Origin of the sequence: Actinoplanes sp. OR16 (genome assembly GCF_004001265.1) — a bacterium.
Taxonomy (GTDB): domain Bacteria; phylum Actinomycetota; class Actinomycetes; order Mycobacteriales; family Micromonosporaceae; genus Actinoplanes.
This window is the reverse complement of the sequence record NZ_AP019371.1, coordinates 2,344,074-2,368,238: the sequence shown is the minus strand read 5'-3', so window position 1 is coordinate 2,368,238 and position 24,165 is coordinate 2,344,074. Positions and strand designations below refer to the sequence as shown.

Annotated in this window: 22 protein-coding genes and 1 tRNA gene; 9 read left to right on the top strand and 14 right to left on the bottom strand. The window is 69.1% G+C overall.

The genetic code is table 11. From position 1 onward, the window contains the following. The first annotated feature begins 41 nt into the window (after positions 1 to 41). Positions 42 to 584 (top strand): phosphoribosyltransferase, encoded by a 543-nt coding sequence (locus EP757_RS10995; protein ID WP_127544517.1) that lies wholly within the window; start codon positions 42 to 44, stop codon positions 582 to 584. Here EP757_RS10995 and EP757_RS10990 read toward each other — a convergent pair. Beyond that, on the bottom strand, positions 581 to 862 hold the full coding sequence (locus EP757_RS10990; RefSeq protein ID WP_127554193.1) for a YciI family protein: 282 nt from the start codon (positions 860 to 862) through the stop codon (positions 581 to 583). The genes EP757_RS10995 and EP757_RS10990 overlap by 4 nt on opposite strands. Positions 863 to 986: 124 nt before the next feature. Further along, positions 987 to 1,565, bottom strand: coding sequence for a dCTP deaminase (gene dcd, locus EP757_RS10985; RefSeq protein ID WP_127544514.1), 579 nt, complete (start codon positions 1,563 to 1,565; stop codon positions 987 to 989). Positions 1,566 to 1,640: 75 nt separating this feature from the next. Between dcd and EP757_RS10980 the strand changes: the two genes are divergently transcribed. The 3 genes from EP757_RS10980 (at position 1,641) to EP757_RS10970 (ending at position 5,720) form a co-directional block, all read left to right on the top strand. Next, entirely contained in the window at positions 1,641 to 2,138 is a 498-nt protein-coding gene (locus EP757_RS10980; RefSeq protein ID WP_127544511.1) for a pyridoxamine 5'-phosphate oxidase family protein, read from the top strand. A 53-nt stretch (positions 2,139 to 2,191) separates the two neighbouring features. Further along, positions 2,192 to 2,262, top strand: a tRNA-Gly gene (locus tag EP757_RS10975). 1,067 nt (positions 2,263 to 3,329) lie between these two features. Further along, entirely contained in the window at positions 3,330 to 5,720 is a 2,391-nt protein-coding gene (locus EP757_RS10970) for a FlgD immunoglobulin-like domain containing protein (protein WP_127544508.1), read from the top strand. A gap of 39 nt (positions 5,721 to 5,759) precedes the next feature. Here EP757_RS10970 and EP757_RS10965 read toward each other — a convergent pair whose 3' ends face one another. From EP757_RS10965 to EP757_RS10945, 5 genes are all read right to left on the bottom strand, one after another. After that, positions 5,760 to 6,572 carry a LamG domain-containing protein gene (locus EP757_RS10965; protein ID WP_127544505.1) on the bottom strand — a complete coding sequence of 271 codons (813 nt, stop codon included), beginning with the start codon at positions 6,570 to 6,572 and terminating at the stop codon, positions 5,760 to 5,762. Between the two features lie 106 nt (positions 6,573 to 6,678). Continuing rightward, positions 6,679 to 7,710 (bottom strand): hemolysin family protein, encoded by a 1,032-nt coding sequence (locus EP757_RS10960; protein ID WP_127544502.1) that lies wholly within the window; start codon positions 7,708 to 7,710, stop codon positions 6,679 to 6,681. Then, positions 7,703 to 9,037, bottom strand: coding sequence for a hemolysin family protein (locus EP757_RS10955; RefSeq protein WP_127544499.1), 1,335 nt, complete (start codon positions 9,035 to 9,037; stop codon positions 7,703 to 7,705). The genes EP757_RS10960 and EP757_RS10955 overlap by 8 nt, the downstream gene beginning before the upstream one ends. A gap of 126 nt (positions 9,038 to 9,163) precedes the next feature. Continuing rightward, positions 9,164 to 11,311 (bottom strand): (Fe-S)-binding protein, encoded by a 2,148-nt coding sequence (locus EP757_RS10950; RefSeq protein ID WP_127544496.1) that lies wholly within the window; start codon positions 11,309 to 11,311, stop codon positions 9,164 to 9,166. Positions 11,312 to 11,473: 162 nt separating this feature from the next. Continuing rightward, complete coding sequence (locus tag EP757_RS10945; protein ID WP_127544493.1) at positions 11,474 to 11,737, bottom strand: cell division protein CrgA; 264 nt, start codon at positions 11,735 to 11,737, stop codon at positions 11,474 to 11,476. A 257-nt stretch (positions 11,738 to 11,994) separates the two neighbouring features. On the opposite strand from EP757_RS10945, the gene EP757_RS10940 reads away from it, so the two are divergent. Beyond that, positions 11,995 to 12,765, top strand: coding sequence for a DUF881 domain-containing protein (locus EP757_RS10940; protein ID WP_174262525.1), 771 nt, complete (start codon positions 11,995 to 11,997; stop codon positions 12,763 to 12,765). Positions 12,766 to 12,924: 159 nt separating this feature from the next. After that, positions 12,925 to 13,110, top strand: coding sequence for a hypothetical protein (locus EP757_RS42765; protein ID WP_160165786.1), 186 nt, complete (start codon positions 12,925 to 12,927; stop codon positions 13,108 to 13,110). Positions 13,111 to 13,816: 706 nt separating this feature from the next. Here EP757_RS42765 and EP757_RS44450 read toward each other — a convergent pair. After that, positions 13,817 to 13,939 carry a hypothetical protein gene (locus tag EP757_RS44450; RefSeq protein ID WP_255435510.1) on the bottom strand — a complete coding sequence of 41 codons (123 nt, stop codon included), beginning with the start codon at positions 13,937 to 13,939 and terminating at the stop codon, positions 13,817 to 13,819. Between EP757_RS44450 and EP757_RS10930 the strand changes: the two genes are divergently transcribed. Genes EP757_RS10930 through EP757_RS10920 form a run of 3 tightly spaced genes read left to right on the top strand, consistent with a single transcriptional unit; the run spans position 13,929 to position 15,990 of the window. After that, complete coding sequence (locus EP757_RS10930) at positions 13,929 to 15,050, top strand: class E sortase (RefSeq protein ID WP_232050458.1); 1,122 nt, start codon at positions 13,929 to 13,931, stop codon at positions 15,048 to 15,050. The genes EP757_RS44450 and EP757_RS10930 overlap by 11 nt on opposite strands. A gap of 3 nt (positions 15,051 to 15,053) precedes the next feature. Beyond that, a complete protein-coding gene (locus EP757_RS10925; protein ID WP_127544487.1) occupies positions 15,054 to 15,335 on the top strand; it encodes a hypothetical protein in 282 nt (93 codons plus the stop codon). A 4-nt stretch (positions 15,336 to 15,339) separates the two neighbouring features. Next, positions 15,340 to 15,990 (top strand): aminodeoxychorismate/anthranilate synthase component II, encoded by a 651-nt coding sequence (locus EP757_RS10920; RefSeq protein ID WP_127544484.1) that lies wholly within the window; start codon positions 15,340 to 15,342, stop codon positions 15,988 to 15,990. A gap of 101 nt (positions 15,991 to 16,091) precedes the next feature. Here EP757_RS10920 and pknB read toward each other — a convergent pair whose 3' ends face one another. The 6 genes from pknB to EP757_RS10890 are packed head-to-tail and all read right to left on the bottom strand — an operon-like array spanning position 16,092 to position 24,162. Beyond that, complete coding sequence (gene pknB / locus EP757_RS10915; RefSeq protein ID WP_127544481.1) at positions 16,092 to 17,882, bottom strand: Stk1 family PASTA domain-containing Ser/Thr kinase; 1,791 nt, start codon at positions 17,880 to 17,882, stop codon at positions 16,092 to 16,094. Continuing rightward, entirely contained in the window at positions 17,879 to 19,237 is a 1,359-nt protein-coding gene (locus EP757_RS10910; RefSeq protein ID WP_127544478.1) for a serine/threonine-protein kinase, read from the bottom strand. Before EP757_RS10910 ends, pknB begins: the two co-directional genes overlap by 4 nt. Before the next feature lies 1 nt (position 19,238). Continuing rightward, positions 19,239 to 20,738 (bottom strand): penicillin-binding protein 2, encoded by a 1,500-nt coding sequence (locus tag EP757_RS10905; protein WP_127544475.1) that lies wholly within the window; start codon positions 20,736 to 20,738, stop codon positions 19,239 to 19,241. Continuing rightward, complete coding sequence (locus tag EP757_RS10900; RefSeq protein ID WP_127544472.1) at positions 20,735 to 22,240, bottom strand: FtsW/RodA/SpoVE family cell cycle protein; 1,506 nt, start codon at positions 22,238 to 22,240, stop codon at positions 20,735 to 20,737. The genes EP757_RS10905 and EP757_RS10900 overlap by 4 nt, the downstream gene beginning before the upstream one ends. Before the next feature lie 30 nt (positions 22,241 to 22,270). Then, entirely contained in the window at positions 22,271 to 23,683 is a 1,413-nt protein-coding gene (locus EP757_RS10895) for a PP2C family serine/threonine-protein phosphatase (RefSeq protein ID WP_127544469.1), read from the bottom strand. Further along, positions 23,680 to 24,162 (bottom strand): FHA domain-containing protein, encoded by a 483-nt coding sequence (locus EP757_RS10890; protein ID WP_127544466.1) that lies wholly within the window; start codon positions 24,160 to 24,162, stop codon positions 23,680 to 23,682. The genes EP757_RS10895 and EP757_RS10890 overlap by 4 nt, the downstream gene beginning before the upstream one ends. Between the last annotated feature and the right edge of the window lie 3 nt (positions 24,163 to 24,165).

The window sequence follows — 24,165 nt, the reverse complement described above, 5'->3', positions numbered from 1 at the left end:
TCGGTCCAAGAAGAACCGGTCCTCGGTGACAGGATGTCGGGGTGACCACCGATCTGCGTGATCTTCTGCGATCCGAGTTCCGCTGGACCAACCCCGGTCCGAACAGCGAATATCTCGTCAGCGACCGCTCCGGATGGTGGCGGGAGCCCCGGATCCTGGACGGCCTCGGCCCCGCGCTGGCTGATCTTTTCCGGTCAGAGCGCCCGACTGTCGTCGTCTCGCCGGAAGTCACCGGATTCATGCTCGGCCCGCTCGTGGCGCGGTCGCTCGGCGTCGGATTCGTGGAGGCCTACCGCGCCGGGGCCCGCCGACCGATCGCGGAGCCGATGATCTGGGCCGAGGTGCCGGCAGATCATCGGGGCGACGTACAACATCTGGGTGTCCGGGAAAGACTGCTGGGACCTGATGATCGCGTCCTGGTGGTCGACGACTGGGCCTCGACCGGTGCGCAGGCACGTGGCCTGCGCACCCTGACCGGCGACCGCTATCTGGGCACCGCGGTGATCTACGACGAGTGCCCGCCCGCGGTCACCGCCGAATTGACCATCAGAAGCCTGCTGTCCGGATCGGATCTCGATCCCTAGGACCTGGTCCTCTGGTAGCCGGCGAGCGCGCCACGGGTCGGGTGCCAGCCGGTGGCGGTGTACTCCGCGAGGCCACGCTGCACGTACGGGTCCTGGGCGATCAACTCGTGCGCCTCGGCCTCGGTGTCCACGTCCAGCAGGATGATGCCGCCCACGGCGGGCTCCTGGCGGCCGGCGGTCACCGAGAGGCCACGCTCTTCAAGGCCGGCGAGGTAGGTCAGGTGGTCCTCGCGAGCCGCGTCGACTTCAGCGAGCGGCTTCAGGTACTTCGAAATCATCAGATACACGATCTGATCGTAGATCCGCCGATCGGGGGACGGGGCGATCGTCCGGCGGCCGGCCGGTCCGGCATGTCCGCCTGTGGGCGGCCACACCATGCGCCGGGCCGTGCGGTGAGCAGGCTCAGGACGTCGGCCATGTCCGGAAGTTGAGTGCCGAGCGGCTCGCCGTCGGACCGCGCTGGCCCTGGTAGCGCGAGCCGTAGACGGACGACCCGTACGGATGCTCGGCCGGGCTGGACAGCCGGAAGATGCACAGCTGGCCGATCTTCATGCCCGGCCACAGCTTGATCGGCAGGTTCGCCACATTGGAGAGCTCCAGCGTCACATGCCCGGAGAAGCCCGGGTCGATGAAGCCGGCCGTCGAATGCGTGAGCAGTCCGAGCCGCCCGAGGCTGCTCTTCCCCTCCAGCCGGGCAGCCAGCTGCTGACCGAGGCTGATCACCTCCAGGGTTGACGCCAGCACGAACTCGCCCGGGTGCAGCACGAACGGCTGGCCATCGGCGACCTCGACCTCGGCGGTGAGCTCGTCCTGCTGCTCGGCCGGATCGATGTGCGTGTACAGATGGTTGTTGAACACCCGGAAGAAGCGGTCCAGCCGCACGTCGATACTGGACGGCTGCATGAGCGACGGCTCGAACGGCTCCAGCGAGAGATCCCCGGATTTGATCTCGGAGACCAGGTCACGGTCGGAGAGCAGCATCGCAACACCATACCGACCTGCCCATATCGGCGTGTTCAGTGGATGTCTCGAACACATGTTCGATAGACTGTGCGCATGGCATCCTGGTCCGATTTTGCGGTAGCCGAGCCGATGCTCGCCGCCGGCGTCCGTGCGCTCCTCCAGCAGTACGGTCCCGGCATGGGCTACCTCGCCACCGTCCGCGCCGACGGCGGCCCCCGCGTGCACCCGGTCTCGCCGGTCTTCACCGACAGCGGCCTCTACTGCTTCATCGTCGACTCACCGAAACGCCGCGACCTGGAGCGCGACGGGCGCTACGCCCTCCACTCCTACCCACCCGAGGACAGCGACGACGAGGCCGTCCTCACCGGCCGAGCCGCCCCCGTCACCGATCCGGTCACGATCACCCGCCTGGCCGGCGCCCTGCACGCCTCCCCCGACATCGACTGGCGGCTCTTCGAGCTCACCGTCGAGACAGCGATGCTCCGCCACCACGGCCCGGCCGGCGCGCTTCCGCTGGCGGAGCCGTCCGCTTTCACCCAGACGTGGCAGGCGCCCCGCAACTTACGCAGACCACTGGCGATAGCGAGCTGACCGCGGGGCGGTTCCGCCACCAAGCCGGATAATCAGGTACAGTGGGGCCGCTTGCGGGTGTAGTTCAATGGCAGAACATCAGCTTCCCAAGCTGACAGTGCGGGTTCGATTCCCGTCACCCGCTCGGATGCGGAGGCCTGTGTCTGCGGAGTGCGCAGACCGGGCCTCCTCGCATATCTGCCTGGGGGGCGACCCCCCAGACCCCCACGGTGACCATCGGTTGCGGTGGGCGGGTGGTCACGGAAAGCGCGAACCACGCCTCCTCGCATATCCGCCCTGGAACCGAGCCCTGAGACCCCCGGTGACGTTCTCTTGCGGTTTGTGGGTGGCTTTCTTTTAGAGTGCTGGCACTTATGTTGGGGGTGCCTGGGCTTGGGGTTCGGCGGTCGTCGTTGCTTTCGATCTTTGATCACTGTTTCTGCTGCTCTTGGGCTTGTTGCCGGGTTTGGTGCGGTTCCTTCTCCTGCTGTTGCGGCTCCGGCCGGTGAATTGGTCATTTCCGCCGCGCCTCGGGCTGTTCCTCGAGCCGTCCAGATCCTGAATGCCGGGGACAGCGGGTTTCTCTGGGTTCAGGAAGGGGATGACCGACTTCTCTGGACCACGTACGCGGATGGCTCGACTGCGGCTCTGCCTCAGCGACTGCCGGCGCCTATCCGGTATGACATCGACTCAGGTTTATTCACCAGTCGGTGGTCCGCCACCGGGTACGGCGATGGTTCTGATGTCGTCGCCGTTCAGAGTGTGGGCGATCCGCGGCACGTCAGCCTTCTTAGGGGAACCGAACCCATCGGGGCTGTCGACCTGCCTGCCGGAGAGACCTACCGAGGGACCTACGGCTCGACCCTGGTCACTTCCAGCGAGGAGTCCGGGGCTTACCGCCTGTGGCGGGTTGCGGGCGGTGGGCTTACCGAGACGATTCTTGAAGGGTTCCCGGAGGAGGCCACTGCGATAGAGGTCGAGGACGGGGATGCCCGGTCTCTGATTCTTGAATTTCGCGCCGAGGGCGAGCGCCACTGGGGCCTCGTTGACCTTGCTTCGGGCGCCTACACGGCGTTGCCGGACCGAGTCGATGGGGAGGACCATTGGGAGGTCGGCGGCTTCCGGCTCGGTAAGGATTCTCTCCTGCGGATTCGGCCAGGGTCGGATGAGCTGGATGTCCTGAGCCGGACCGACCTGAGCATCGAGCGGGAGTTGGACGCTCGGTCGTTCGGATGGGAGGCCGACTACGGGATAACCGGGTCCACCGTTGTGGCTGCCGAGCCGGCGCCTGGCGGCTCCGGCAAGTTCCGCGGCCAGGCACTCTATGCCGTCACCGAGCCGCAGGACACCAAGATCATGGACCCGGCTGGGGGTCACGTCGTCACCACGCCGGACGGGTCGCTGCTCGTAGCCGGCGCCGAGGAGTACGTCGAGCAGGGTGACCTCGACTGGGGCATCTACCGGCTCACCGAGGGCGCTGACGGGTCGATCGTCCGGGACCGGATCACCGCTGTCGCGGCTGCACCCGCTCAGGTCTACGGTCTTGCACTCGGCAACGGCATCCTCACCACGGCCACCAACAGCACGGTCCATGAACCAACGGCGGTGATCGGCGCCTACCGCAGCTACTGGCTCGACGCCGGCCCTACCCCGAAGGTCGTCCGGTCCACGCTGGATCAGCTCGCCTCCATTGACGAGGTCGACTCGGGATGCGAACCGAGCAAAATCCACTGCCTTCGGCTCTTCGCTGACGGGACCGGATACCACGGCACAACCCGAAGTACGTACGACTCGCGGACCGCGCTCCACGCTAACGGGACCACGGTGTACGGCGGCCGTAGCGTCAAGTCCAACATCTTCTCGCCGATGCTCGCCGACCTGTCCGGCCGATACGGCATCGTCGCAGACGGCGAGCATAGGGTGCAGGACATAGCCGACTTCTGGTCCGGGACCGTGCTGGGCCCCCGTGACGGTGTCGCTGCGGCGGTCTGGGGCTCCACGCTGTGGACCGGTGCAGAGGCCGGCGGGATCGTGCAGGCCACCACTCTGCCCGGCACCACGGTGATCGAGCGGTTCACCACGCACAACGGCTGCACGCCGAGCGCGCTTCAGGCGGTCGGGCGCTGGGTCTACTACGCATGCATCGATTCCTTCGGATGGTTTCGGGGATCGGGTGTCTACGACCGGGTCACCAAGCGCATCGCGCCCGGCGCCCCGATCGACGAGGTCCTGCTCGGCGACGGATACCTCGTCGAGCAGGTTGTCGGCGTCGGGCTGCGCCTCACCGACCTGCACAACGGCGTGCCGTTCGGCGCTTCCTGGGCCGATCTACCCACTCGGGTGCTGGTCACCGCCGCGGAGATGGGGCCGTGGGCGAATGACGGCACCGGGTACGGAGGCCGCCGCGACATCTGGACCGTAGACCGGTTCGGCGGGGGCGTGGCCTATGCCGACAGTTCGCAGCGTGTGCACGTCGTGCCGACCGGCATTCCGGCTCCGCCGATCACGGTGATCGACTCGAAGGTCGCCACGACCGCCGCGAACTGGACCGGGACCTGGTGGCTGTCCAAGCCGGCCAAGTCATGGCAGGTCACCATCAAGAGCACCGCCGGGACGACACTGCGGACGATCAGCGGCTCCACGGCCAACGGCCTGATCGAAGTGACCTGGGACGGGAAGAACGCCGCCGGCGTCCCGGTCGCCGGCAACGCCTTCACGTGGGCGCTCACCGCTCAGCCGGCCGACGGACAGGGCGCTGCCCTGGCGACCGGGAACGCGCCGGCGCCGCTCACCGCGACGACCACCCCGGCGATCGCCGGGACCACGGCTGTCGGGGTCACCGTCAAGGCCACCACCGGCAGCTGGAGACCGGCGCCGACCAGCTACGCCTACCAGTGGTACGCCAACGGCGTGGCCATCAAGGGCGCGACCGGCTCGTCGTATCCGATCCCCGCCTCCCTGCTCGGGAAGCGCCTCACCGTGGCCGTCACCGCAAAGCGCGCCGGACACCCGACCGGGGTGGCGAAGTCGGCGGCGTCGGCGGCGATCGCAGCCGGAGCAGCGCCGAAGGCTACCAAGGCGCCGGTCATCAGCGGAACCGTCGCTGTCGGGTCGGCCGTCAAGGCGAGTACCGGCACCTGGTCGCCGACGCCGAGCTGCTACGCCTACCAGTGGTCCGCCAACGGCGTGGCCATCAAGGGCGCGACCGGTTCCTCGTACGCCATCCCCGCCTCTCTCCTGGGGAAGCGACTGACCGTGACCGTCACCGCCAAGCGCGCGGGGCACACGAACGGGGTGGCGAAGTCGGCGGCGTCGGGCGCGGTCGCCAAGGGCAAGGCACCCAAGGCGACGAAGAAGCCCCAGGTCACCGGCACGGCCAAGGTGGGCAGGAAGGTGAAGGCGTCGGCGGGCACGTGGTCGCCCACGGCCACCTCCTACCGGTACGAATGGCGGCTCAACGGGAAGCTGATCAAGGGAGCGAGCGCCGCGACGCTGAAGCTGAAGTCCTCGATGCGGGGGAAGAAGCTGACGGTCACCGTGATCGCCAAGCGGACCGGGCACTCCGACGGCCGCTCGACCAGCGCCTCGGTGAAGATTCGATGATGCAAGAGGTGTCCCGGCCCGTGACGGGCCGGGACACGATCAGCCGGTGATGCTGACGAAGACGTCGTCGATGGCGCCGGCGAACTGGTCGTTTCCGGGGGCTGCGCCCTTTCCTCCGACCCTCAGCGGCTCGGCGTTGGCGATGGAGAGCATCGGGGGGATGCGGACCCAGGCCCTCAGGACGCCGTCGACGATCATCAGGAGGCGGTTGGGCGTACGCCGGCACTCCAGGTCGTGCCAGAGGCCGTCGGCGACGTCCATGAAGGGCTCGGCTCGGTAGATGCGGGCCCGCTGGCCGGCGATCACGCAGCTCGGGTGGCCCTGGCGGTGGTCGACCTGCAGTTTGAACTGGCTGATGCCGCCGACCGAGTAGCCCTTCTGCAGCACGTTCGCGCCGTCGGCCAGGTCGGCGTGGGTCATCAGCACCGAGGCGCCGTAGCGAAGCGGCCGCCGGCCCGGGTTCAGATCGTCGTCGCGAACGCCCTCCAAGATCGCCCTGGGGCAGTCGCGTTCGCGGGGCAGCGTGCACCGGTCCGGGTAGTCGACGGCGAGACCGCCGTCGCCCTGCGGGACGAGCCGGAGTGTGCCGCCGTTCTGGCCGAGCGGCCGGAGCCGGTAGCGCCCGCTCAGGTCGGCGATCGGGTGGCCGACCCCCTCATCGAAGTCGTACCGGACGGTCACGGGACTGCTCGCCACCCGTACCCGACCCGGGTTGAAGGGGTCGGTGAGCCCGCTACCAGCGGGAACCGCGTCGGCCCTCGCCGGGAGCTGGTTGATCAGGAGAGCGCAGCCGAGAGCAAGTGTGGCTGACAGGGCGCCGACCGGAACGACACGCCGTCTTTTGTGAAGCATGCGGCCAATTGTCCGGATTGTCGCCGATAAACCGCTGAGACGCTCCGAGTCCGCGCGAAAGCACCCATAAGCGTTAAACCGAACACCCGAGGGCTCACCCGGATGATCAGCGCAGTTTCGCGCCGGCTCCGGCCGGTTCGCCGACGACCGCGTGCAGCACGTCGTCCAGGGTGATCACGCCGAGCGGTCGGCGCCCGTCGCTGACCAGCACGATGTGCAGCCGGTCCCGCCGCATCGTCAGGAGCAGGTCGGCGAGGCTGCGCTCCGGCGCCACGACGGCCAGGGGACGGATCACTTCGGCGGGTATCGGCAATCGCCGCTGCGTCGCGGCGTACCCCAAGACGTCCTTGACATGCACGAAGCCGAGCACGCGCCGGGTGTCCCGCTGGACCACCGGGAAGCGCGAACGGCCGCTGCGGGTGGCCACCGCCTCGAGCGTGGCCGGCGAGACGTCGGCCGCCACCGTGGTCACCCGCGACCAGGGCAGGAGGGTGTCGGCGGCGGTCCGGCTGTTGAGGCCCAGCGCCGCGTGGATCCGGGCGTACTGTTCCGAGCCGAGCAGTCCTTCGCTGCGCGCCTGGGTGACCATGCCGGCGAGTTCCTCGGCGGTGAAGACCGTCTTCACGGCGTCCGTCGTCTCGATCTTCCAGAGCTTCAGGATCAGCTTCGAGGCCCACCGCATCGCGTTGAGCAGCGGTTTCGTGGCTGTGCAGAAGGCCAGCATGAACGGGCCGAGGATGAGTGCCGAGCGTTCCGGACCGGCCAGCGTGATGTTCTTCGGGACCATCTCGCCGATCACCGTGTGCAGGAACGTCACGATGACCAGGGCGAACACGAAGGCGACCGGGTGGATCGCGTCGTCGGGAAGCCCGGTCGCCGAGAACGGGCCCTCCAGCAGGTGCGCGACGGTCGGCTCGGCGAGCGCACCCAGCACCAGCGTGCAGATCGTGATGCCGAGCTGCGCGCCGGCGATCATGAGCGGGATCTGGCTCATCGCGGAGAGCGCCCAGCGGGCCGCCTTGGAGGTCTCGGCGAGAGGCTCCAGCGCCGTACGCCGAGAGGCGATCAGCGCGAACTCCCCACCCACGAAGAGCCCGTTGCCGACCAGCAGCACGGCCACGAAGAGCAGCTCAGTCATCGGCCGGCTCCGGCGGGGCGACCACACGCACCTGCTCGATGCGATGCCGGTCGACCTCCATCACGGTGAACTCCCACCCCTGCTCCTCCAGCGACTCGCCGACCACCGGGATGTGCCCGAGGCGGGCGAGCAGGAAGCCGGCGAGCGTCTCGTACGGCCCCTCGGGCAGCCGGAACCCGGTCTGCTCCAGCGTCTCGTCCTCCCGGAGCAGGCCGTCGACCAGGAACGTCTTCTCGCCACCCGGCGCGGTCAGCTCCTGGCTGCCGATCTCGTCGAGGTCGGTGTCGTACTCGTCGGCGATCTCGCCGACCAGTTCCTCGATCAGGTCCTCGACGGTCACCACGCCGTCGGTGCCGCCGTACTCGTCGACCACGATCGCCAGGTCGGCATCCGCGGCACGCAGCGCTGCCAGGACCTTGTCAAGACTCAGGCTCTCCGGTACGTAGACAGCCTCCTTGGCGAGGGTCGAGACCTTGATGGCGGCCCTTCGCTCGGGAGGCACTCCGAGGGCCTCGTTCACTCCGACGACACCGGTCACCACGTCGAGGGTGTTCTCGTACACCGGGAAGCGGGTGTGCCCGGTCCGCCGGGCCACGGTGATCAGGTCGGCGACGCTCGCGGTGGTCTTGAGGCCGACCACGTCGACGCGCGGGGTCATCGCCTTCGCCGCGCGCTTCTCACCGAACCGGATCGTGCGGCGCAGCAGCGTCGCTGTCTCGTCGGGCAGCGCGCCGGCCCGGGCGCTGATCGCCGCGAGCAGGCCGAGTTCTTCGGGGGACCGGGCGCTCGCCAGCTCCTCCTGCGGCTCGATGCCGAGGCGGCGGACCAGCCAGTTGGCGGTCCCGTTGAGCGCGGCGATCAACCACTTGAAGAGCGTCGAGAAGCCGCGCAGCGGCGCTGCGGTGAGCAGTGCGAGGCTCATCGGGCGGGCCAGCGCCGCGTTCTTCGGAACCAGCTCGCCGAAGAGCATCGAGAGCAGGGTCGCCGCGACCAGCGCGAGGATGTGGGTGACCGTCCCGGTCGCCGAGCCGGCGAACGGCTCCACGAGCGGCTTGAAGATCTCGGAGAGCGCGGGCTCGGCCAGGTAACCGGTGAGCAGCGCGGTCAGCGTGATGCCGAGCTGGGCGCCGGACAGCTGGAAGGAGAGGTTGTGCAGGGCGCTGCGGACGGTGCGCGCCCGCCTGTCCCCGGCCAGGGCACGTTGCTCGATCTCCGCCCGGTCGACCGTGACGAGACCGAACTCGGCGGCCACGAAGAACGCGTTGCCCGCCGTGAGCAGGACGAAAGCCGCCAACGGGAGCACCGCGGTCAGGAGCAGGCCGTCCATGATCGCTTCACCTCGGGCATCATTCTGCCGGATCCGGGCCTTCCGGGACCAACCGTGACGGTGACTTCAGACACCGAAAACGGCCGCTCACGTCGGTGAGCGGCCGTTTCACGAGGAAACCGTGGTTCAGGCGTCTTGCTTGAGGGACCGCAGCAGCACGGTCGCGACGTCGACGACCTCGACCTCTTCCTGCTTGCCCTTGCCGGTCACGCCGTCGCCGATCATCGTGTAGCAGAACGGGCAGCCCACCGCGATCGTCTTCGCGCCGGTGGCGAGGGCCTCCTCGGTGCGCTCGACGTTGATCCGCTTGCCGATGCGCTCCTCCATCCACATCCGGGCGCCACCGGCGCCGCAGCAGAAGGACCGCTCGGAGTTGCGGGGCATCTCGATGAGGTTGCCGGTCTCTCCGAGCACCTCGCGGGGCGCGTCGAAGACCCGGTTGTGCCGGCCGAGGTAGCAGGGGTCGTGGTAGGTGATGTCACCGTCGATCGGCTGGACCGGGGTGAGCTTGCCTTCCTTGACCAGGTGCGCGAGCAGCTGGGTGTGGTGCACGACCTCGACCTTGAGGCCGAGCTGCTCGTACTCGTTGCCCAGGGTGTTGAAGCAGTGCGGGCAGGTCGCCACGATGCGCTTGGTCTTCTGGCCCTCGAAAGCCTCGGTCAGCGTCTCGACGTTCTGCTGCGCCAGCATCTGGAAGATGAACTCGTTGCCGATCCGGCGGGCCGGGTCGCCGGTGCAGGTCTCGCCCTCGCCGAGGATCGCGTAGTTGACGCCCGCCTCGTGCAGCAGCGTCGCGACCGCCCGGGTGGTCTTCTTCGCCCGGTCCTCGAACGCGCCGGCGCAGCCGACCCAGAACAGGTAGTCGAACTCCTCGACCTCGCCGACCCGCGGCACCTCGAAGTCGAGACCCTTGGTCCAGTCCTCGCGGGTGTTCTGCGGGGCGCCCCACGGGTTGCCCTTGTTCTCCAGGTTGCGCAGCATGACGCCGGCCTCGCTGGGGAAGCTCGACTCGATCAGCACCTGGTAGCGGCGCATGTCGACGATGTGGTCGATGTGCTCGATGTCGACCGGGCACTGCTCGACGCAGGCGCCGCAGGTGGTGCAGGACCACAGCACGTCCGGGTCGATGACGCCCTGGTCCTCGGCGGTGCCGATCAGGGGCCGGTTGCCCTCGGCCAGCGCGAGGACGTCCATGTGCGCGAGCTGGGCCTCGGTGGCCTTCTCCTCGCCCATCAGGTCCTTGCCGCCGCCGGCGAGGAGATAAGGCGCTTTGGCGTACGCGTGATCGCGCAGTGAGAGCACCAGCAACTTCGGCGAGAGGGGCTTGGCGGTGTTCCACGCCGGGCACTGCGACTGGCAGCGGCCGCACTCGGTGCACGTCGAGAAGTCGAGCAGCCCCTTCCAGGTGAACTGCTCCACCTGGTTGACGCCGAAGAGGTCCTTCTCCGGGTCGGCCTCCTCGAAGTCGAGCGGCTTGCCCTCGCTCATCATCGGCTTCAGCGCGCCGAGACCGGAACCGGCCGGCTTCTCCGGGCTGCGCTTGAAGTAGATGTTGAAGAACGCCAGGAACCGGTGCCAGGCCACACCCATCGTCGGGTTGAGCGAGATGGTGATCAGCCAGGTCATCGAGATGGCGATCTTGATGAGCGCCATCCACGTGGCGCCGTCCTCCCAGGCCGGGAGAACCGAGCCGACCGCGTGACTCACCGGCGTCGCCCAGACCGGGTACTCGAAGTGGTCGGTGGCGACCTTGAAGCCGCGGATCAGGAAGCCGAAGATCAGTACGCCGACGATGACGGCCTCGACGAAGTACGCCTGCCACATCGTCGAGCCGAGGAACCGGCTGCGCTTGACCCGCCCCGGCTTCTGCGACTGACGCACGAAGACCAGGTAGAGGATGGCGATCGTGCCGAGGATCCCGAACCACTCGGTGACCAGACCGAAGATCGTCCAGTGCCCGATGATCGGCAGGCCCATCTCCGGCGCGGCCACCTCGAAGTACGCCTCGAGGACCAGCAGCGACAGGATGATGAACGAGAACATCACGAACCAGTGAGCCGCGCCGATGGCGGACCACTTCAGCATCCTGGTGTGACCGACGGTCTCGGTCAGCATCGTCTTGGTGCGCGTTCCCGGGTCCGCGAACCGAGCCGGATCCGGCTGGCCCGACCTGATCACCTTCGTGATCGTCAGTACGGCGCGCACCGCGAGGTAGACGGCCACCACCGTGACCGCCCCCGCTAAGACGGTGGCGACGATCTGCGCAGTGCCCATCTGGATATGCCTCCTTGGTCGGCGGTGCCGTCCGCCCATGTTACCCACGAGTAATAGACGGGCGAACACCTGTCCGTCAAGGTAAAGCGCACCCCACGCCAGGCGGGGGTGCGCTCACTTTGGCTGATTTTCACGTATCCGCAGGACGCGGACCGGTGAGGGTCAGCGCCAGCGAGAAAGGAGGCCCAGCGAGGCGACCATGCAGCCGAAGCCCACCGCGAGGTTCCAGTAGCGCCAGCTCTCGACCGGCCACTGCTGGGACGACAGGTAGTAGATCACCAGCCACGCGATGCCGATGACGATCAGGGCGACCGCAGTGAACGGAATCCACGCGGGACTCGGCTTCTTGGACTCCCCTGCCGCCGCCGGCCGGATGTCCGACGGCGGGGTGTAGACCTTCTTCTTGCGAACCTGAGACTTCGGCACGGTGCTCTCCTGAGGGCAACAAGTGGTGAACAACCCACCGCTGGGCTGGCTCCGGAAGCCCCGAATGCTGCCCGTGGCGAATACTGTTCGACAGCTAGCGTAGTCAAGGCGGCGCACAGAGAGGCACCCGCCGGGCGAGGAAAATACCTGGAGTCGGGTTCGCAAGGGGGACTGGGGTGGTGATTTCGACGGGCGGCGGCGGCATCGACGGGCGCGAAAACGCCCACGACGGTGCTGGTGGGGCCTCATGGCGACTCGTGCTGCGGCGTGCCGCGCGCGGTCTGCGGCCCCGTCGCGACCACAAGAAATCAATCTGGTCGGCAGGCGTTCCGCTGATCGCGCTGGCGGCGGGTCTGCTCTTCACCACGTCGGCGACGACCGCCGACGGTACGGCCCTGCGCGACGACCGGCGGCCGCAGCTGGCCCAGCTGATCGCCGAGAAGCGAGATCGTCTCGCGGACAGCGAGGAGCGCGCCGCCGACCTGCTCGCCGAGGTCGACCAGGAGACCGCCCGGCTGGCCGAAGTCGATCAGCCGGTGAAGACCGCCCGGGAGAACGCCGACGCGATCCGGGAGCCGGCCGGCTACACCGCGCTGCGCGGACCGGCCCTGACCGTCACTCTCAACGACTCGCCCCGGCGCGGCTCGGACTTCGCCGAGAACGCCCCGGACAACGACGATCTCGTGGTCCATCAGGGTGACGTCCAGGCCGTCGTGAACGCTCTCTGGGCCGGTGGCGCCGAGGCTATGACGATCATGGATGTCCGCGTCATCTCCACGAGCGCGGTACGCTGTGTCGGCAATACGCTGCTCCTTCACGGCCAGGTCTTCTCACCACCGTTCAAGATCACGGCGATTGGCGAACCCACAGCCATGAGTCGTGCGTTGGACTCGGCAGAGGGAGTCAGGCAGTTCCGCGAGGCCGTCGCCGACTTCGGGCTCGGTTACACGGAAAAGGTGGAGAAAAACGTGACAGTGCGGGCGTACGACGGATCGACTGACCTCCGATCGGCGCAGGCTGCCCAGTGAGTCGGCACCGCGCCCCGGACAACGACGGCCAGACGGCCTACATCCCTCGCATCACGGACGCTTCGGACGACGGCGTGCCCGGCGGTCCGCTGGCGCCCCCGGTCGGCCTGGGCGGTCACAACGGCCGCCCGCCGCGACCCGCGACCCCTCCCCAGCCCGGTGCCGCTCAGCCCGGTGCCGCTCAGCCCGGTGCCGCTCAGCCCGGTGCCGCTCAGCCCGGTGCCGCTCAGCCCGGCATTGCTCAGCCCGGCATTGCTCAGCCCGGCGCTGCTCAGTCCGGTTCTGATCAGCCGGGTGGCGCGCTCGCGGGTTCGGATCAGCGCGATCTGGCGGATCCCGAGGTGAGTGCCGCGGCCGCTGCCGCGCGCCGCCGTGCGCTCCAGCCACAGCCGAAGCCGGCCGAGCCTTTCGACTTCTTCAGCGACGAGGCCCAACCCCCTTCGCCCGTACGCTCACCCGCCGCCCACCCGGACCACCCGCCGGTCACGCCAGCCCCCATCCCAGGAGAAGGCCCGACCGCCCCCATCCGCCCGGCAGCAACTCCCACCCCGCCCCTGGCAGCCTCGCAGCCTTCCGTCGCCGCCCACCCGGCCGAACCCTTCCCGAGTTCGCAAGCCGAGCCTTTCCCGGGTTCGCGGGAGATGCCGGGGTCGCGGGCCTCTGAACAGCCTTCCTGGGTACCGCAGAGCCCCCCTGCCCCCTCGGCACCCACCTGGTCCGATCCGGCCGCCACAGCAAAAATCAGTACCGCCGGCGCAGCCTCGCAACCGCAGTCCCCGGCCGCGCAGCCTCACGCCCCGGCCACTCAGGCGCACTCGTCGGCGGCCGGTCTGCCGTCGACTGCCGAGTCCCGGGGGGAGGCCACTACCGGCTGGGCTCCGACGCCTGCCGCTCCGCAGTCCCCGGCCAACACCCGAGTGGGTCGGCGTCGACGTGCAGAATCGGTCAGCGAAGCCCAAGGTGCCACCGGCTGGAACCCCGCCTCGACACCCCAGAGCCCGGCAAGCCAGCCCTTCCCGGCGACGCACGACACCGCGTACCCCCCGGCAGCTCAGGCCCCGACGATCCTGACGCCGGCGATCACTCCACCGGCCGCCCCGGCCACCCAGGTCCCGGCCACCCCGATCCCGGCCACGCCCGCCGCCACGGCCGCCGTGCCGAACGTGGGCGTCACCGCAGCACCCACCGACGCCACGACGACGTTCGGCGCGGTGAACGGCGACAAACCGGCCTGGGCGGGGAACGGCGCTGTCCGGCCGAACAACGACCCCAGCCCGACCACTGTCATCCGTACCATCGATGCGCCCACCGGCATGCTGCCCACCCTGCCCGCCGGCGCACCGCTTCCCGGCAAGCTCACCGTCCTCCCGCCCGGCGCCGCGGCGCAGGCGGCGCGGGAGGCGGCAGGACCGGAGGCGACCGTCGGCGCCGCCTCGGTCAGCGCCACGCCCGTGGTCCGGCCGGCGGGACCGGAGGACGCCGAACCCCCCACCGACGTCGACGCCGACAAACCGAAACGCGGTGAACGGGTGGTCAAGCTCCGGCCGGAGCAGACCGGCGAGGGTTACAAGAGCGTCTACTCCGAACTGACCCGGCCGACCATCGGCTCCAAGATCCGCACCGGCATCCGCACATCCGGCGAAGTGATGATCACTTTCGGTCTGATCGTGCTGTTGTTCGCCGGCTATCAGGTCTTCGGGAACTCCGCGAAGGTGCAGTCCGAGCAGGATAACCTCGCGCAGGAACTCGACCAGGCGTGGAACGACCCGACCGTGGCGCCGACGACGCCCAACGCGGCGGCCCCCGCGGCGCCCGGCGACAGCCTCGTCGGCCGGCTCTACATCCCGAAGTTCGACAAGGAATGGGTGGTCGTCAACGGCGTGCAGCCGGACGACATCAAGTACGCGCCCGGCCACTACCCGGACACCGCCCTGCCCGGCCAGATCGGCAACTTCTCGGTCGCCGGCCACCGGATCAAGAAGATCTTCTGGCGGCTCGACGAGCTCGATGACGGCGACGTCATCGGTGTCGAGACCCGGGACAGCTGGTACGTCTACCACGTCTACAAGTCCGAGGTCGTCCGCCCGCACCAGGTCGAGGTGGTCGCGCCGGTGCCCGGCAAGCCCAAGGCGAAGCCGACGAAGGCGCTGCTCACGCTCACGACGTGCAACCCGAAGTTCAACAACTACGAGCGGCTCATCGTGCACGCCGAGCTGGTCAGCAAGGCCCCCCGCGACCCGTCCAAGCCCGATGCCGGCATGCCGGCCGAGATGAAGGCCTCCTGACGGATGTACTCCTGGATCTGGCGAAAGCTCCCGGGTGCCGTCTGGACCAAGCTGTCCATCTCGCTGGGCCTGGTCGCCGCCACCGGGGCGCTGCTCTGGTACGTCATCTTCCCGTGGGCGACACCGCTGCTGCCCTTCGACGACGTCCAGGTGGAGACCGGCACCGGGCAGGACGCCGAGACGGTGATCCCCGGTGACGACGGCGGCGACGAGGAAGCGCCGGAAGAGTTGCCGTACAGCACCCACTCGAACGACCCCCACCCCAGCGAAAGCGCCAGCAGGTGATGAGTTGCGCATCCTTGTCATAGACAACTACGACTCGTTCGTCTTCAACCTGGTCCAGTACCTCGGCCAGCTCGGTGCGGAGTGCGAGGTCCGCCGGAACGACGAGATCTCGGTCGACGAGGTCGGCGGGTTCGGCGCGGCCGGCCTGCTGCTCTCGCCCGGCCCGGGCTCGCCGGAACGCGCCGGGATCATGATGGACGTCATCAAGGCGTACGCGGGGAAGATCCCGATGTTCGGCGTCTGCCTCGGTCACCAGGCGATCGGCGCGGCGTTCGGCGCCACCGTGACCCGGGCGCCGGAGCTGCTGCACGGCAAGACCTCACAGGTCCACCACGCCGGTACGGGCGTGCTCGCCGGCCTGCCGGACCCGTTCACCGCGACCCGCTACCACTCGCTGGCCGTGCTTCCGGAGACGCTGCCGGAAGAGATCGAGGTGACCGGTCGTACCGAATCGGGTGTGGTCATGGCGATGCGGCATCGCGAGCTGCCGATCGAGGGCGTGCAGTTCCACCCGGAGTCGGTCCTCACCGAGGGCGGCCACACGATGCTGGCGAACTGGCTGGCCTCCTGCGGCCTGACGGACGCCCTGAAGAAGGCACCCGCCCTCGCCGCCGAGGTGGAGACCCGCCGAAAGTCGGCCTTCGCAACCGCTTGAGAAGCGACCGCTTGAGAAGCAACCGCTTGAGAAGCGACCGCTTGGAAGCGACCGCATGAGAAAGGCCCGGGGGAATCCCCCCGGGCCTTTTCCACAGCCTGCTAGTTCAAGCCGGTGCCGCCACCGCTGCCGTCGTCCTCTTCGGGAGGAGTCTCACCGGTGGACGGCTCCGGGCTAGGCGATTCCTCGACCGGCTCGCCGATGATGCTGAGGGTGATCGTGCTGCCCTTGTCGACCTTCTTGTTCGCGCCGGGGTTCTGCGCCGCCACATCGCCCGGGTTGCCCTCGGCCTGGACGGTCTCCTCGTCGACGTTGAGGCCGGCCGCGTCGAGCAGGGCCCGTGCGACCTCCAGCGACTTGCCGGTCACGTCCGGGACGAGGACCTGGCTGTTGTCGGAGACCTTCACCGTGATGTCGGTTCCCGGATCGACCTCCTTGCCGGCGCTCTCCACCGACAGGACCTGGCCCTTCGGCTTGTCGCTGGCGACCTCTTTGATCACCGGGTTGAGGCCCTTGGCGACCAGCGCCGCCTCTGCCGCGCTCGTCGTGCCGCCGACCAAGCCGGTCGGCACCGTGACCTCTTCGGGCGCGTTGCAGAGCTGGTAGCTGACCTCCGCGGTCACCTCGACCTGGGTATTCGCGTCGGGCGACTGGGCCTTGACCGTGCCGGTGCAGTCCTTGTCGACCGTCGGCTTCTGCGCGACCCGGTTGTTGAGGCCCTGCTGGTCGAGCTCGGCTCGGGCCTCCTCCTCGGTGAGGCCCTCCAGATTGGGCATGGTGACCGTGGCGACCGTCGGCGTCTCGCTCGTGTTGTCCCGGTCGCGGCTCATCGCGAGCGCGACACCGAGCACGATGACGACGAGCACGGCGAGGCCGGCGAGCGTGGCCATCACCCAGTTCGACTTGTTCTCCGGAGGACGCTGCTGGGCCACCGAGGCGGGGATCGGCCGCTGCATCGTGGTGGCGGCCTGCGGCTGCCACTGCTGGTGCGGGCCGTTCATCGCCATGGTCTCGGCCTGGCTCATCACGGGGGTGGCCATGACCGGGCGACCGGAGACCGCACGCAGCGCGTCGGCACGCATCTCCTGCGCCGACTGGTAGCGGTTCAGCGGGTTCTTGGCGAGCGCCTTGAGGGCGATCGCGTCGATGTCCGGCGGGAGGTCGCGGACGATCGAGCTCGGCGGCTTCGGGTCCTCGCGGACGTGCTGATAGGCCACGCTGACCGGGCTGTCGCCGACGAACGGCGGGTGCCCGACGACCAGCTCGAAGAGGACACAGCCGGCGGCGTACACATCGGAGCGTGCGTCGACCGATTCACCACGCGCCTGCTCGGGCGAGAGGTACTGAGCCGTGCCGATCACCGCGCTGGTCTGCGTCATCGTGGTAGCGCCGCTGGCCAGGGCCCGGGCGATGCCGAAGTCCATGACCTTGACCTGGCCGCTCTGCGTGATCATCACGTTGCCGGGCTTGATGTCCCGGTGGATGATCCCGTGCCGGTGGCTGAACTCCAGGGCCGCGCAGATGTCGGCGATGATCTCGAGGGCGCGTCGTGGCTGAAGGCGCTGCTCCTGGGCGAGCACCTCCTTGAGGGTGCGACCGTTGACGAACTCCATCACGATGAACGGGAGCCGTTCGCCGGTGGCGGAGGTCTCCTCGCCCGTGTCGTAGACGGCGACGATCGCTGGGTGGTTCAGAGCAGCCGAGTTCTGTGCCTCACGCCGGAACCGCTCCTGGAACGTGGCGTCCCGGGCCAGGTCGCTGCGCAGCATCTTGATGGCGACGTCGCGGCCGAGGCGCAGATCGCGTCCGCGGTGCACCTCTGCCATACCGCCGTAGCCGAGCAGCTCGCCGACCTGATACCTGCCACCGAGCAGGCGGGCCTGCGCCGTCATAACGTCTGTTGTCCTTCGTTCAGTCGGATCCGGCCGAGCTGGGCATCGGCCTTCATAAGACGGTACGACGCCGCCGACACTGGGTCAGCAACCACGCCCGAGCGGAGGATAGCCGCAGAGCTGCTGTGATGGCCCAGCGTGCTGCCTACGGCGCTGCTGCCGTTGCCATCTCGTAATAGGAAAGAGATGACCCCGGCGCAGAGGAGGACGAGAAGGGCGAGCACCACGGCCAGAACGACCAGCACTTGGCGCCCGAAGCTGTTCTCCGGCTTGGCGTTCGGAGAGACGGGGGGTGAGTACGCCGGCGGTCCCGACTGGGGCCGGTACGGCGGAGGCTGTTGCTGCATGGGCGGCTGCGGGCGAGGCGGCTGCATCTGCGGCGGCGGCGACGTCGGCACCGAGGCGGCACCTCGCGCACCGGAACCGGAGACCGGCCGGGGCACCGAGGCACGGGCTGCAGCACCCGACTGCGGACGCGGAGCGCCCGAGCTGGGAGCGATGTGCGGCGGCGACGAGATCGGCGGCTGCACGGCGGTGGTCAGCGAGGCGGCGGCCTGCCGGGCCACCGAGGCCATCGCGGCGGCGCTCGGCCAGCGGCTCGACGGATCCTTGTCCATGGCGCGGTCCACAATGGCCCGGACCGCCGGCGGGATGTCGCCGGGCAGCGGCCGGGGTGTCTCGCGGACGTGCTTCATCGCGATCTCGATCGGCGTGGCGCCGTCGAACGGGCGGTGGCCGGAGAGGCACTGGTACGCCACGACGCCCAGCGCGTACACATCGGAGGCCGGGGTGGCGACGTCACCGGCGGCCTGTTCCGGCGAGATGTAGGACGCGGTGCCCAGGACCGCGCCGGCGACGGTCAGCTGCCCGACCAGGGCCGAGCGCGCGATGCCGAAGTCGGTCAGGACGAGCGTGCCGTTCGGCCGTACGAGAAGATTGCCGGGTTTGACGTCGCGGTGGACGATGCCGTTGGCGTGCGCGGCCTGGAGCGCGTCGGCCGCCTGCGCCACCAGAGCCATGGTCCGGGCCGGGGTCAGCCGGCCCACCCGGCTCAGCGTGCGGGACAGCGCGTCACCCTCGACGTACTCCATGACCAGGAACGCGAGCTGCTGGTCACTGCCGTAGTCGTAGACGTCGACGACGCCCGGGTGGTTGATCGTGGCCATGGTCCGCGCCTCACCGCGGAACCGCTCGGCGAAGCCCGGCTCGTCCAGCAGGGCGGGCAGCAGGATCTTGACCGCGACGGTACGGCCCAGCACCTCGTCGGTGCCGCGCCAGACGTCGCCCATGCCGCCACCGGCGATCCGCTCGTCCAAGCGGTACCGCCCACCCAGCGTGACCCCCGGGCGGATCATGTCAGTCCCCTCCCTGGCCCGCCGCGGCCTTCATGATGAGCCCGGCGATCCGGGCGGCCTCGGCGCTCGCATGCCCACCGGGCACGTTCTCCAGCATGACGCACACGGCGGAGACCGCCTTGCCGCTGCTGTCGAAGGCGAACCCGATGAACCAGCCGTGCGGGTCGGCACCCTCGGCGTTCTGCGCGGTACCGGTCTTGCCGCCGACGGTGAAGCCGTTGATCTGGGCCCGCTTGCCGGTGCCGTTCTCCACGACGCTGACCATCATGTCCTGCAGGTCGCCCGCCACGTCCGAGGAGATCGGGTCGCGCAGCTTCTCCGCCTCGGCCGTGTAGATGGTCCGGCGGTCCGGGCCGAGCAGCTTCTGCACCAGGTAGGGCCGCATCTGCCGGCCGCCGTTCGCCACCGTGGCGGCCATCAGCGCGCCCTGCATCGGGGTCATCCGGACGTCACGCTGGCCGAGGGAGGACTGGGCGAGCGCGGCGGTGTCGGTGCTGCCGTCCGGGTTCGCGATGTCGCCGGTCTTGCTGGCCGCGACCGTGAGCCCGGTCTTGCTGTCCAGGTCGCCCACCTTGAGGGTGTCGTCCTCGAAACCGAACGCCTTCGCGGTGTCCTTGACCTTGTCCGCGCCGAGGGCCACGCCGAGCCGGGCGAAACCGGTGTTGCAGCTCTCGGTCAGCGCCTCCTTGAGGGTGACCTGCGAACCGGGGCAGACCTCCTCCTCGGAGTTGCGGATGGTCGCGCCACCCTCCTTGTAGGAGCTGCCGGCCTCGATCTCAGAGGAGGTCTTGTAGCCGTTCTGCAGCGCCGCCGCCGAGACGATCACCTTGAACACCGAGCCGGGCGGCAGGGTCGCGCCGGTGGCCCGGTTGATCAGCGGATCGTCGTCGTCGTTCGCCAGCTTCTGGTACGCCTTCGCGGCCGCTTCGGTGTCGTGGCTGACCAGCGGATTCGGGTCGTAGCTCGGCATCGAGACCATCGCCTGGACCGCGCCGGTGCTGGGGTCGATCGCGACCGCCGCGCCCTTGGTCACCCCGCGCTGGTTGTTGGTCATCTGCTTCCAGGCGACCTCTTGCGCCTTGGTGGAGAGCGACAGCACCACGTTGCCGCCACCGGGGTTGTCGCCGGTGAACATGCTGCTGAGCCGGTCGCCGAAGAGCTTGTCGCTGGCGCCGGAGAGGAAGTCGTTCTCGGCCGACTCGATGCCGGTCGCGCCGCCGATGACCGGCTTGTAGCCGAGCACCGGCGCGTAGATCTTCCCTTCCGGGTAGGTACGCAGGTACTTCAGCTCGTCGTCGGTCGTCTTGTTCTGGGCGAGCGCGGTGCCGCCGGCCTCGATGACGCCGCGGGGCGTCTCGTACTCGGCGACGGTGACCCGGCTGTTGTACTCGTGGGTGCGGTACTCGTCGGCCTTGTAGAACTGGATCCAGTTGAGGTTCGCGAAGAGCAGGCCGAACAGGACCAGGATGACCACGCCGGAGCGGCGGAGAGGTGCGTTCACGGCTTGATCACCTCCGTCATGGCGCCGTGTAGCTGAACAGGTGCTTTCTTCGGTCCGCTGCGTTCGCGCCCCAGGCCGGCGACCGGCTGGCGGGCCGCGTCCGAGATCCGTAGGAGCATGGCGACCAGCAACCAGTTCGCCATCAGTGAGGAACCACCGGCGGAGAGGAACGGCGTGGTCTGGCCGGTCAGCGGGATCAGGCCGGTGATGCCGCCGAGGATCACGAAGACCTGCAGACCCAGCGTGAACGCCAGGCCGCCGGCGACCAGCTTGCCGAACGAGTCGTGCACGGCCAGGGCGGCTCGCAGACCCCGCTCGACGATCAGCAGGTAGAGCACCAGCAGCGCGGTCAGGCCGAAGAGGCCGATCTCCTCGCCGAGGCCGGCGAAGATGAAGTCGGTCCGCACCTCCGGCACCTTGCCCGGCGAGCCGGCGCCCGGTCCGGCGCCGAAGAGGCCGCCGGTGCCGAGGCCGAGAAGACCCTGGACGAGCTGGTAGCTGCTGCCGCTCTCGCGCTCGTAGTTGGCCCTGGAGAACGGGTCGAGCCAGACCTCGGCGCGGTCGTAGAAGTTCGCGAACGGGCCGCCGATCGAGGCGCCCAGCAGGTACGCCAGGTAGACGCCGCCGAAGAACAGCACCAGGCCGATGATCAGCCAGCTGGCCCGCTCGGTGGCGACGTAGAGCGTCACGACGAACAGGCCGAAGTACAGCAGGGCGGTGCCGAGGTCCTTCTCGAAGACGAGGACCAGCAGGCTCAGCAGCCAGACCGTGACGACCGGACCGAGGTCACGGCCGCGCGGGAAGTCGATGCCGAGGAAGCGGCGGCTCGCCAGAGAGAGCACTTCTCGCTTGCGGACCAGGTAGTACGCGAAGAACGAGACCAGTGCGATCTTGGCGAACTCACCGGGCTGGATCGAGAACGAGCCGAACCGGATCCACAGCTTCGCGCCGTTGACCTCGGAGATGCTGCTCGGCAGCACCGCCGGGATCATCACGAGCACGATGCCGATCAGGCCCAGGGTGTACGCGTACCGGGAGACCACCTTGTGGTCGCGGATCACCAGCAGCAGGATCGCGGCCAGGATCAGCGAGGCGAGCGTCCAGGCCAGCTGGCGGCCGCCGGTGCCGGCGAAGATGCCCGGCTCCGGCTGCTTCTGCGCGATCGCCCGGGCCAGGTCGAGGCGGCGAAGGAAGCCCACCCCGATGCCGTTGATCAGCGCGACCGCGGGCAGCAGCACCGGGTCGGCGAAGGGCGCGGTGTAGCGAACCACCACGTGCAGTCCGAGGAAGAGGATGCCGACCAGCGCGGCCGGGATCCAGGAGGTCATCCGGATCTCGTCGAACTGGTGCGCCTCGACGGTCGCGCCGAACACGGCGACGATCGTCATGGCGAACGCCAGCAACCCGAGTTCGGCGTTGCGGCGTGTCTTCCATCCCGTCGGGATACGCGACATCTCACCCGTGGAGGCGGGTGGCGGAGCCGGTACGGCGGGCGCGGTCAAAGAAAGATCCCCAGACGTGTAGGCCGGACGTCAGTTGACGGTCCGGCAGCCGACCGTGTCGACGGTGGCCGGAGCGCTAGCGGACGGTTGAGTTGGCGTGGCCGACGGCGTCGGCTTCGCGCTGGCGACGGTCGGGCTCGCCTTGGCGCTCGCACTGGCCACGACCGTCGGGGCCACCGAGGCCGCGGTAGTGGGCGCGGTGGTGGGCGCGGTGCTCGCGACGTTGCAGACCGGCTTCAGGTTCGCGTTGGACGGCTCGTCCTTGGTCAGCTCCACGAGCGTGGTCCGGGCCTCGACCTGGTTGTCCGCGTGGATGCCCTGCTTGACCCGATCCTGGGCGACCGTGGTGAGGTCGTCGAGGCGGACCGCGCTGGTCTCGCTGACGCTGGAGAGGTCCAGGCCGGCCACCTGACCGGGAACGCCACGGAAGATGGCGATCTGGCCCTGCTCGGTCGCGCCGACGTAGTACTGATCCTGGGTGTACTGCCAGCCGGCCCAGAGGCCGCCGCCGAGCACACCGAGCAGGAGCAGGACCATGAGCGTGGTCCGCACCGGGTGACCGGCGGGCTCCGGCTCGTAACCGTTCACGGTCGGCTCCGGCTGGGCCGGGCGCGGCGGCTTGAGGGCCGCGGCACGGGCCGCCGAGGTGGAGCTGTCCGCCACGGTGCTGTTGCCCCGGTCGAGCGAGGCAGCGCCGCCGACGATCGGCGCCTGCTCCATGATGTCGGCGTCGGTCGCGTCCGCGATCACCACGGTGATGTTGTCCGGTCCGCCGCCGCGCAGAGCCAGCTGCACGAGCCGCTCGACGCAGGCCTTCGGGTCCGGGATCTCCCGCATGGTCTGGCCGATGGTCTCCGCGCTGACGACGCCGGAGAGGCCGTCGCTGCAGATCAGGTAGCGGTCGCCCTTCAGCACCTGGCGAACGGAGTACTCCGGGTCGATGTCGCGGCCGTCCAGCGCCCTGGTGAGCAGGGAGCGCTGCGGGTGGCTGCTCGCCTCCTCGGGGCTGACGCGACCCTCGTCGACGAGCATCTGGACGTACGTGTCGTCCTTGGTGATCTGTGCGAATTCACCGCCCCGCAGCAGGTAGGCCCGCGAGTCGCCGATGTGCACCATGCCGAACTTGCTGCCCGAGAAGAGGACAGCCGTCAGCGTGGTACCCATACCCTCCAGCTGAGGGTTGGCGTCGACGGTGTCGCGCAACTGCTGGTTGGCAGTGCCGACGGCGTGCCGCAGCGCGTCGACCATGGCGTCCCCGGGGACGTCGTCGTCGAGTGGCGCCATCGCGGCGATGACGATGTTGGACGCCACGTCACCGGCGGCCATGCCGCCCATGCCGTCGGCGACAGCGAGAAGTCGCGGCCCGGCGTAGACGGAGTCCTGGTTCAGGTCTCGGATCAGACCGCGGTCGCTCTGAGCGGCATAGCGCAGGGTCAGGGTCATGGCCGTAACTCGAGTGAAGTGCGCCCGATGCGAATCGGAACGCCAAGGGGGACTGGAGTAGGTCCGGAGACCTTACCGCGATCTAGGTAGGTGCCGTTGGTCGAGCCGAGGTCCTCGACGAACCACTGGCCATCGCGGGGAACCAACCGGGCATGCCGCGCGGACGCGAAGTCGTCGGTGATGACGAGCGTCGAATCCTCGGCCCGCCCGATCGTGATCGGAGCCTCACCGAGCGTGATCCGCGTACCGGCCAGCTGGCCGGCGGTCACGACGAGTTGCCGCGCCGCCTTACCGCGCTTCACCTTCGCCGGCCGGCCCTGGAGCACCGCGCCACCCACCCCCCGAGGGCTGGCGACGATGCTCTTGGACCGGGCGCCGGAGAAGAGGTCCCGACGGATCACCCCGACCACTGTGAACACGAAGATCCACAAGAGAACGAGGAACCCGAAGCGGGCAACGGTCAGGACGAATTCGGGCAAGTC

Coding starts and splice junctions, on each gene's coding strand:
- EP757_RS10950 (WP_127544496.1), bottom strand. CDS start 11,311: ATGGGCACTGCGCAGATCGTCGCCACCGTCTTAGCGGGGGCGGTCACG.
- pknB (WP_127544481.1), bottom strand. CDS start 17,882: ATGACGGCGCAGGCCCGCCTGCTCGGTGGCAGGTATCAGGTCGGCGAG.
- EP757_RS10925 (WP_127544487.1), top strand. CDS start 15,054: ATGTACTCCTGGATCTGGCGAAAGCTCCCGGGTGCCGTCTGGACCAAG.
- EP757_RS10955 (WP_127544499.1), bottom strand. CDS start 9,037: ATGGACGGCCTGCTCCTGACCGCGGTGCTCCCGTTGGCGGCTTTCGTC.
- dcd (WP_127544514.1), bottom strand. CDS start 1,565: ATGCTGCTCTCCGACCGTGACCTGGTCTCCGAGATCAAATCCGGGGAT.
- EP757_RS10910 (WP_127544478.1), bottom strand. CDS start 19,237: ATGATCCGCCCGGGGGTCACGCTGGGTGGGCGGTACCGCTTGGACGAG.
- EP757_RS10965 (WP_127544505.1), bottom strand. CDS start 6,572: ATGCTTCACAAAAGACGGCGTGTCGTTCCGGTCGGCGCCCTGTCAGCC.
- EP757_RS10960 (WP_127544502.1), bottom strand. CDS start 7,710: ATGACTGAGCTGCTCTTCGTGGCCGTGCTGCTGGTCGGCAACGGGCTC.
- EP757_RS10895 (WP_127544469.1), bottom strand. CDS start 23,683: ATGACCCTGACCCTGCGCTATGCCGCTCAGAGCGACCGCGGTCTGATC.
- EP757_RS10980 (WP_127544511.1), top strand. CDS start 1,641: ATGGCATCCTGGTCCGATTTTGCGGTAGCCGAGCCGATGCTCGCCGCC.
- EP757_RS10990 (WP_127554193.1), bottom strand. CDS start 862: ATGATTTCGAAGTACCTGAAGCCGCTCGCTGAAGTCGACGCGGCTCGC.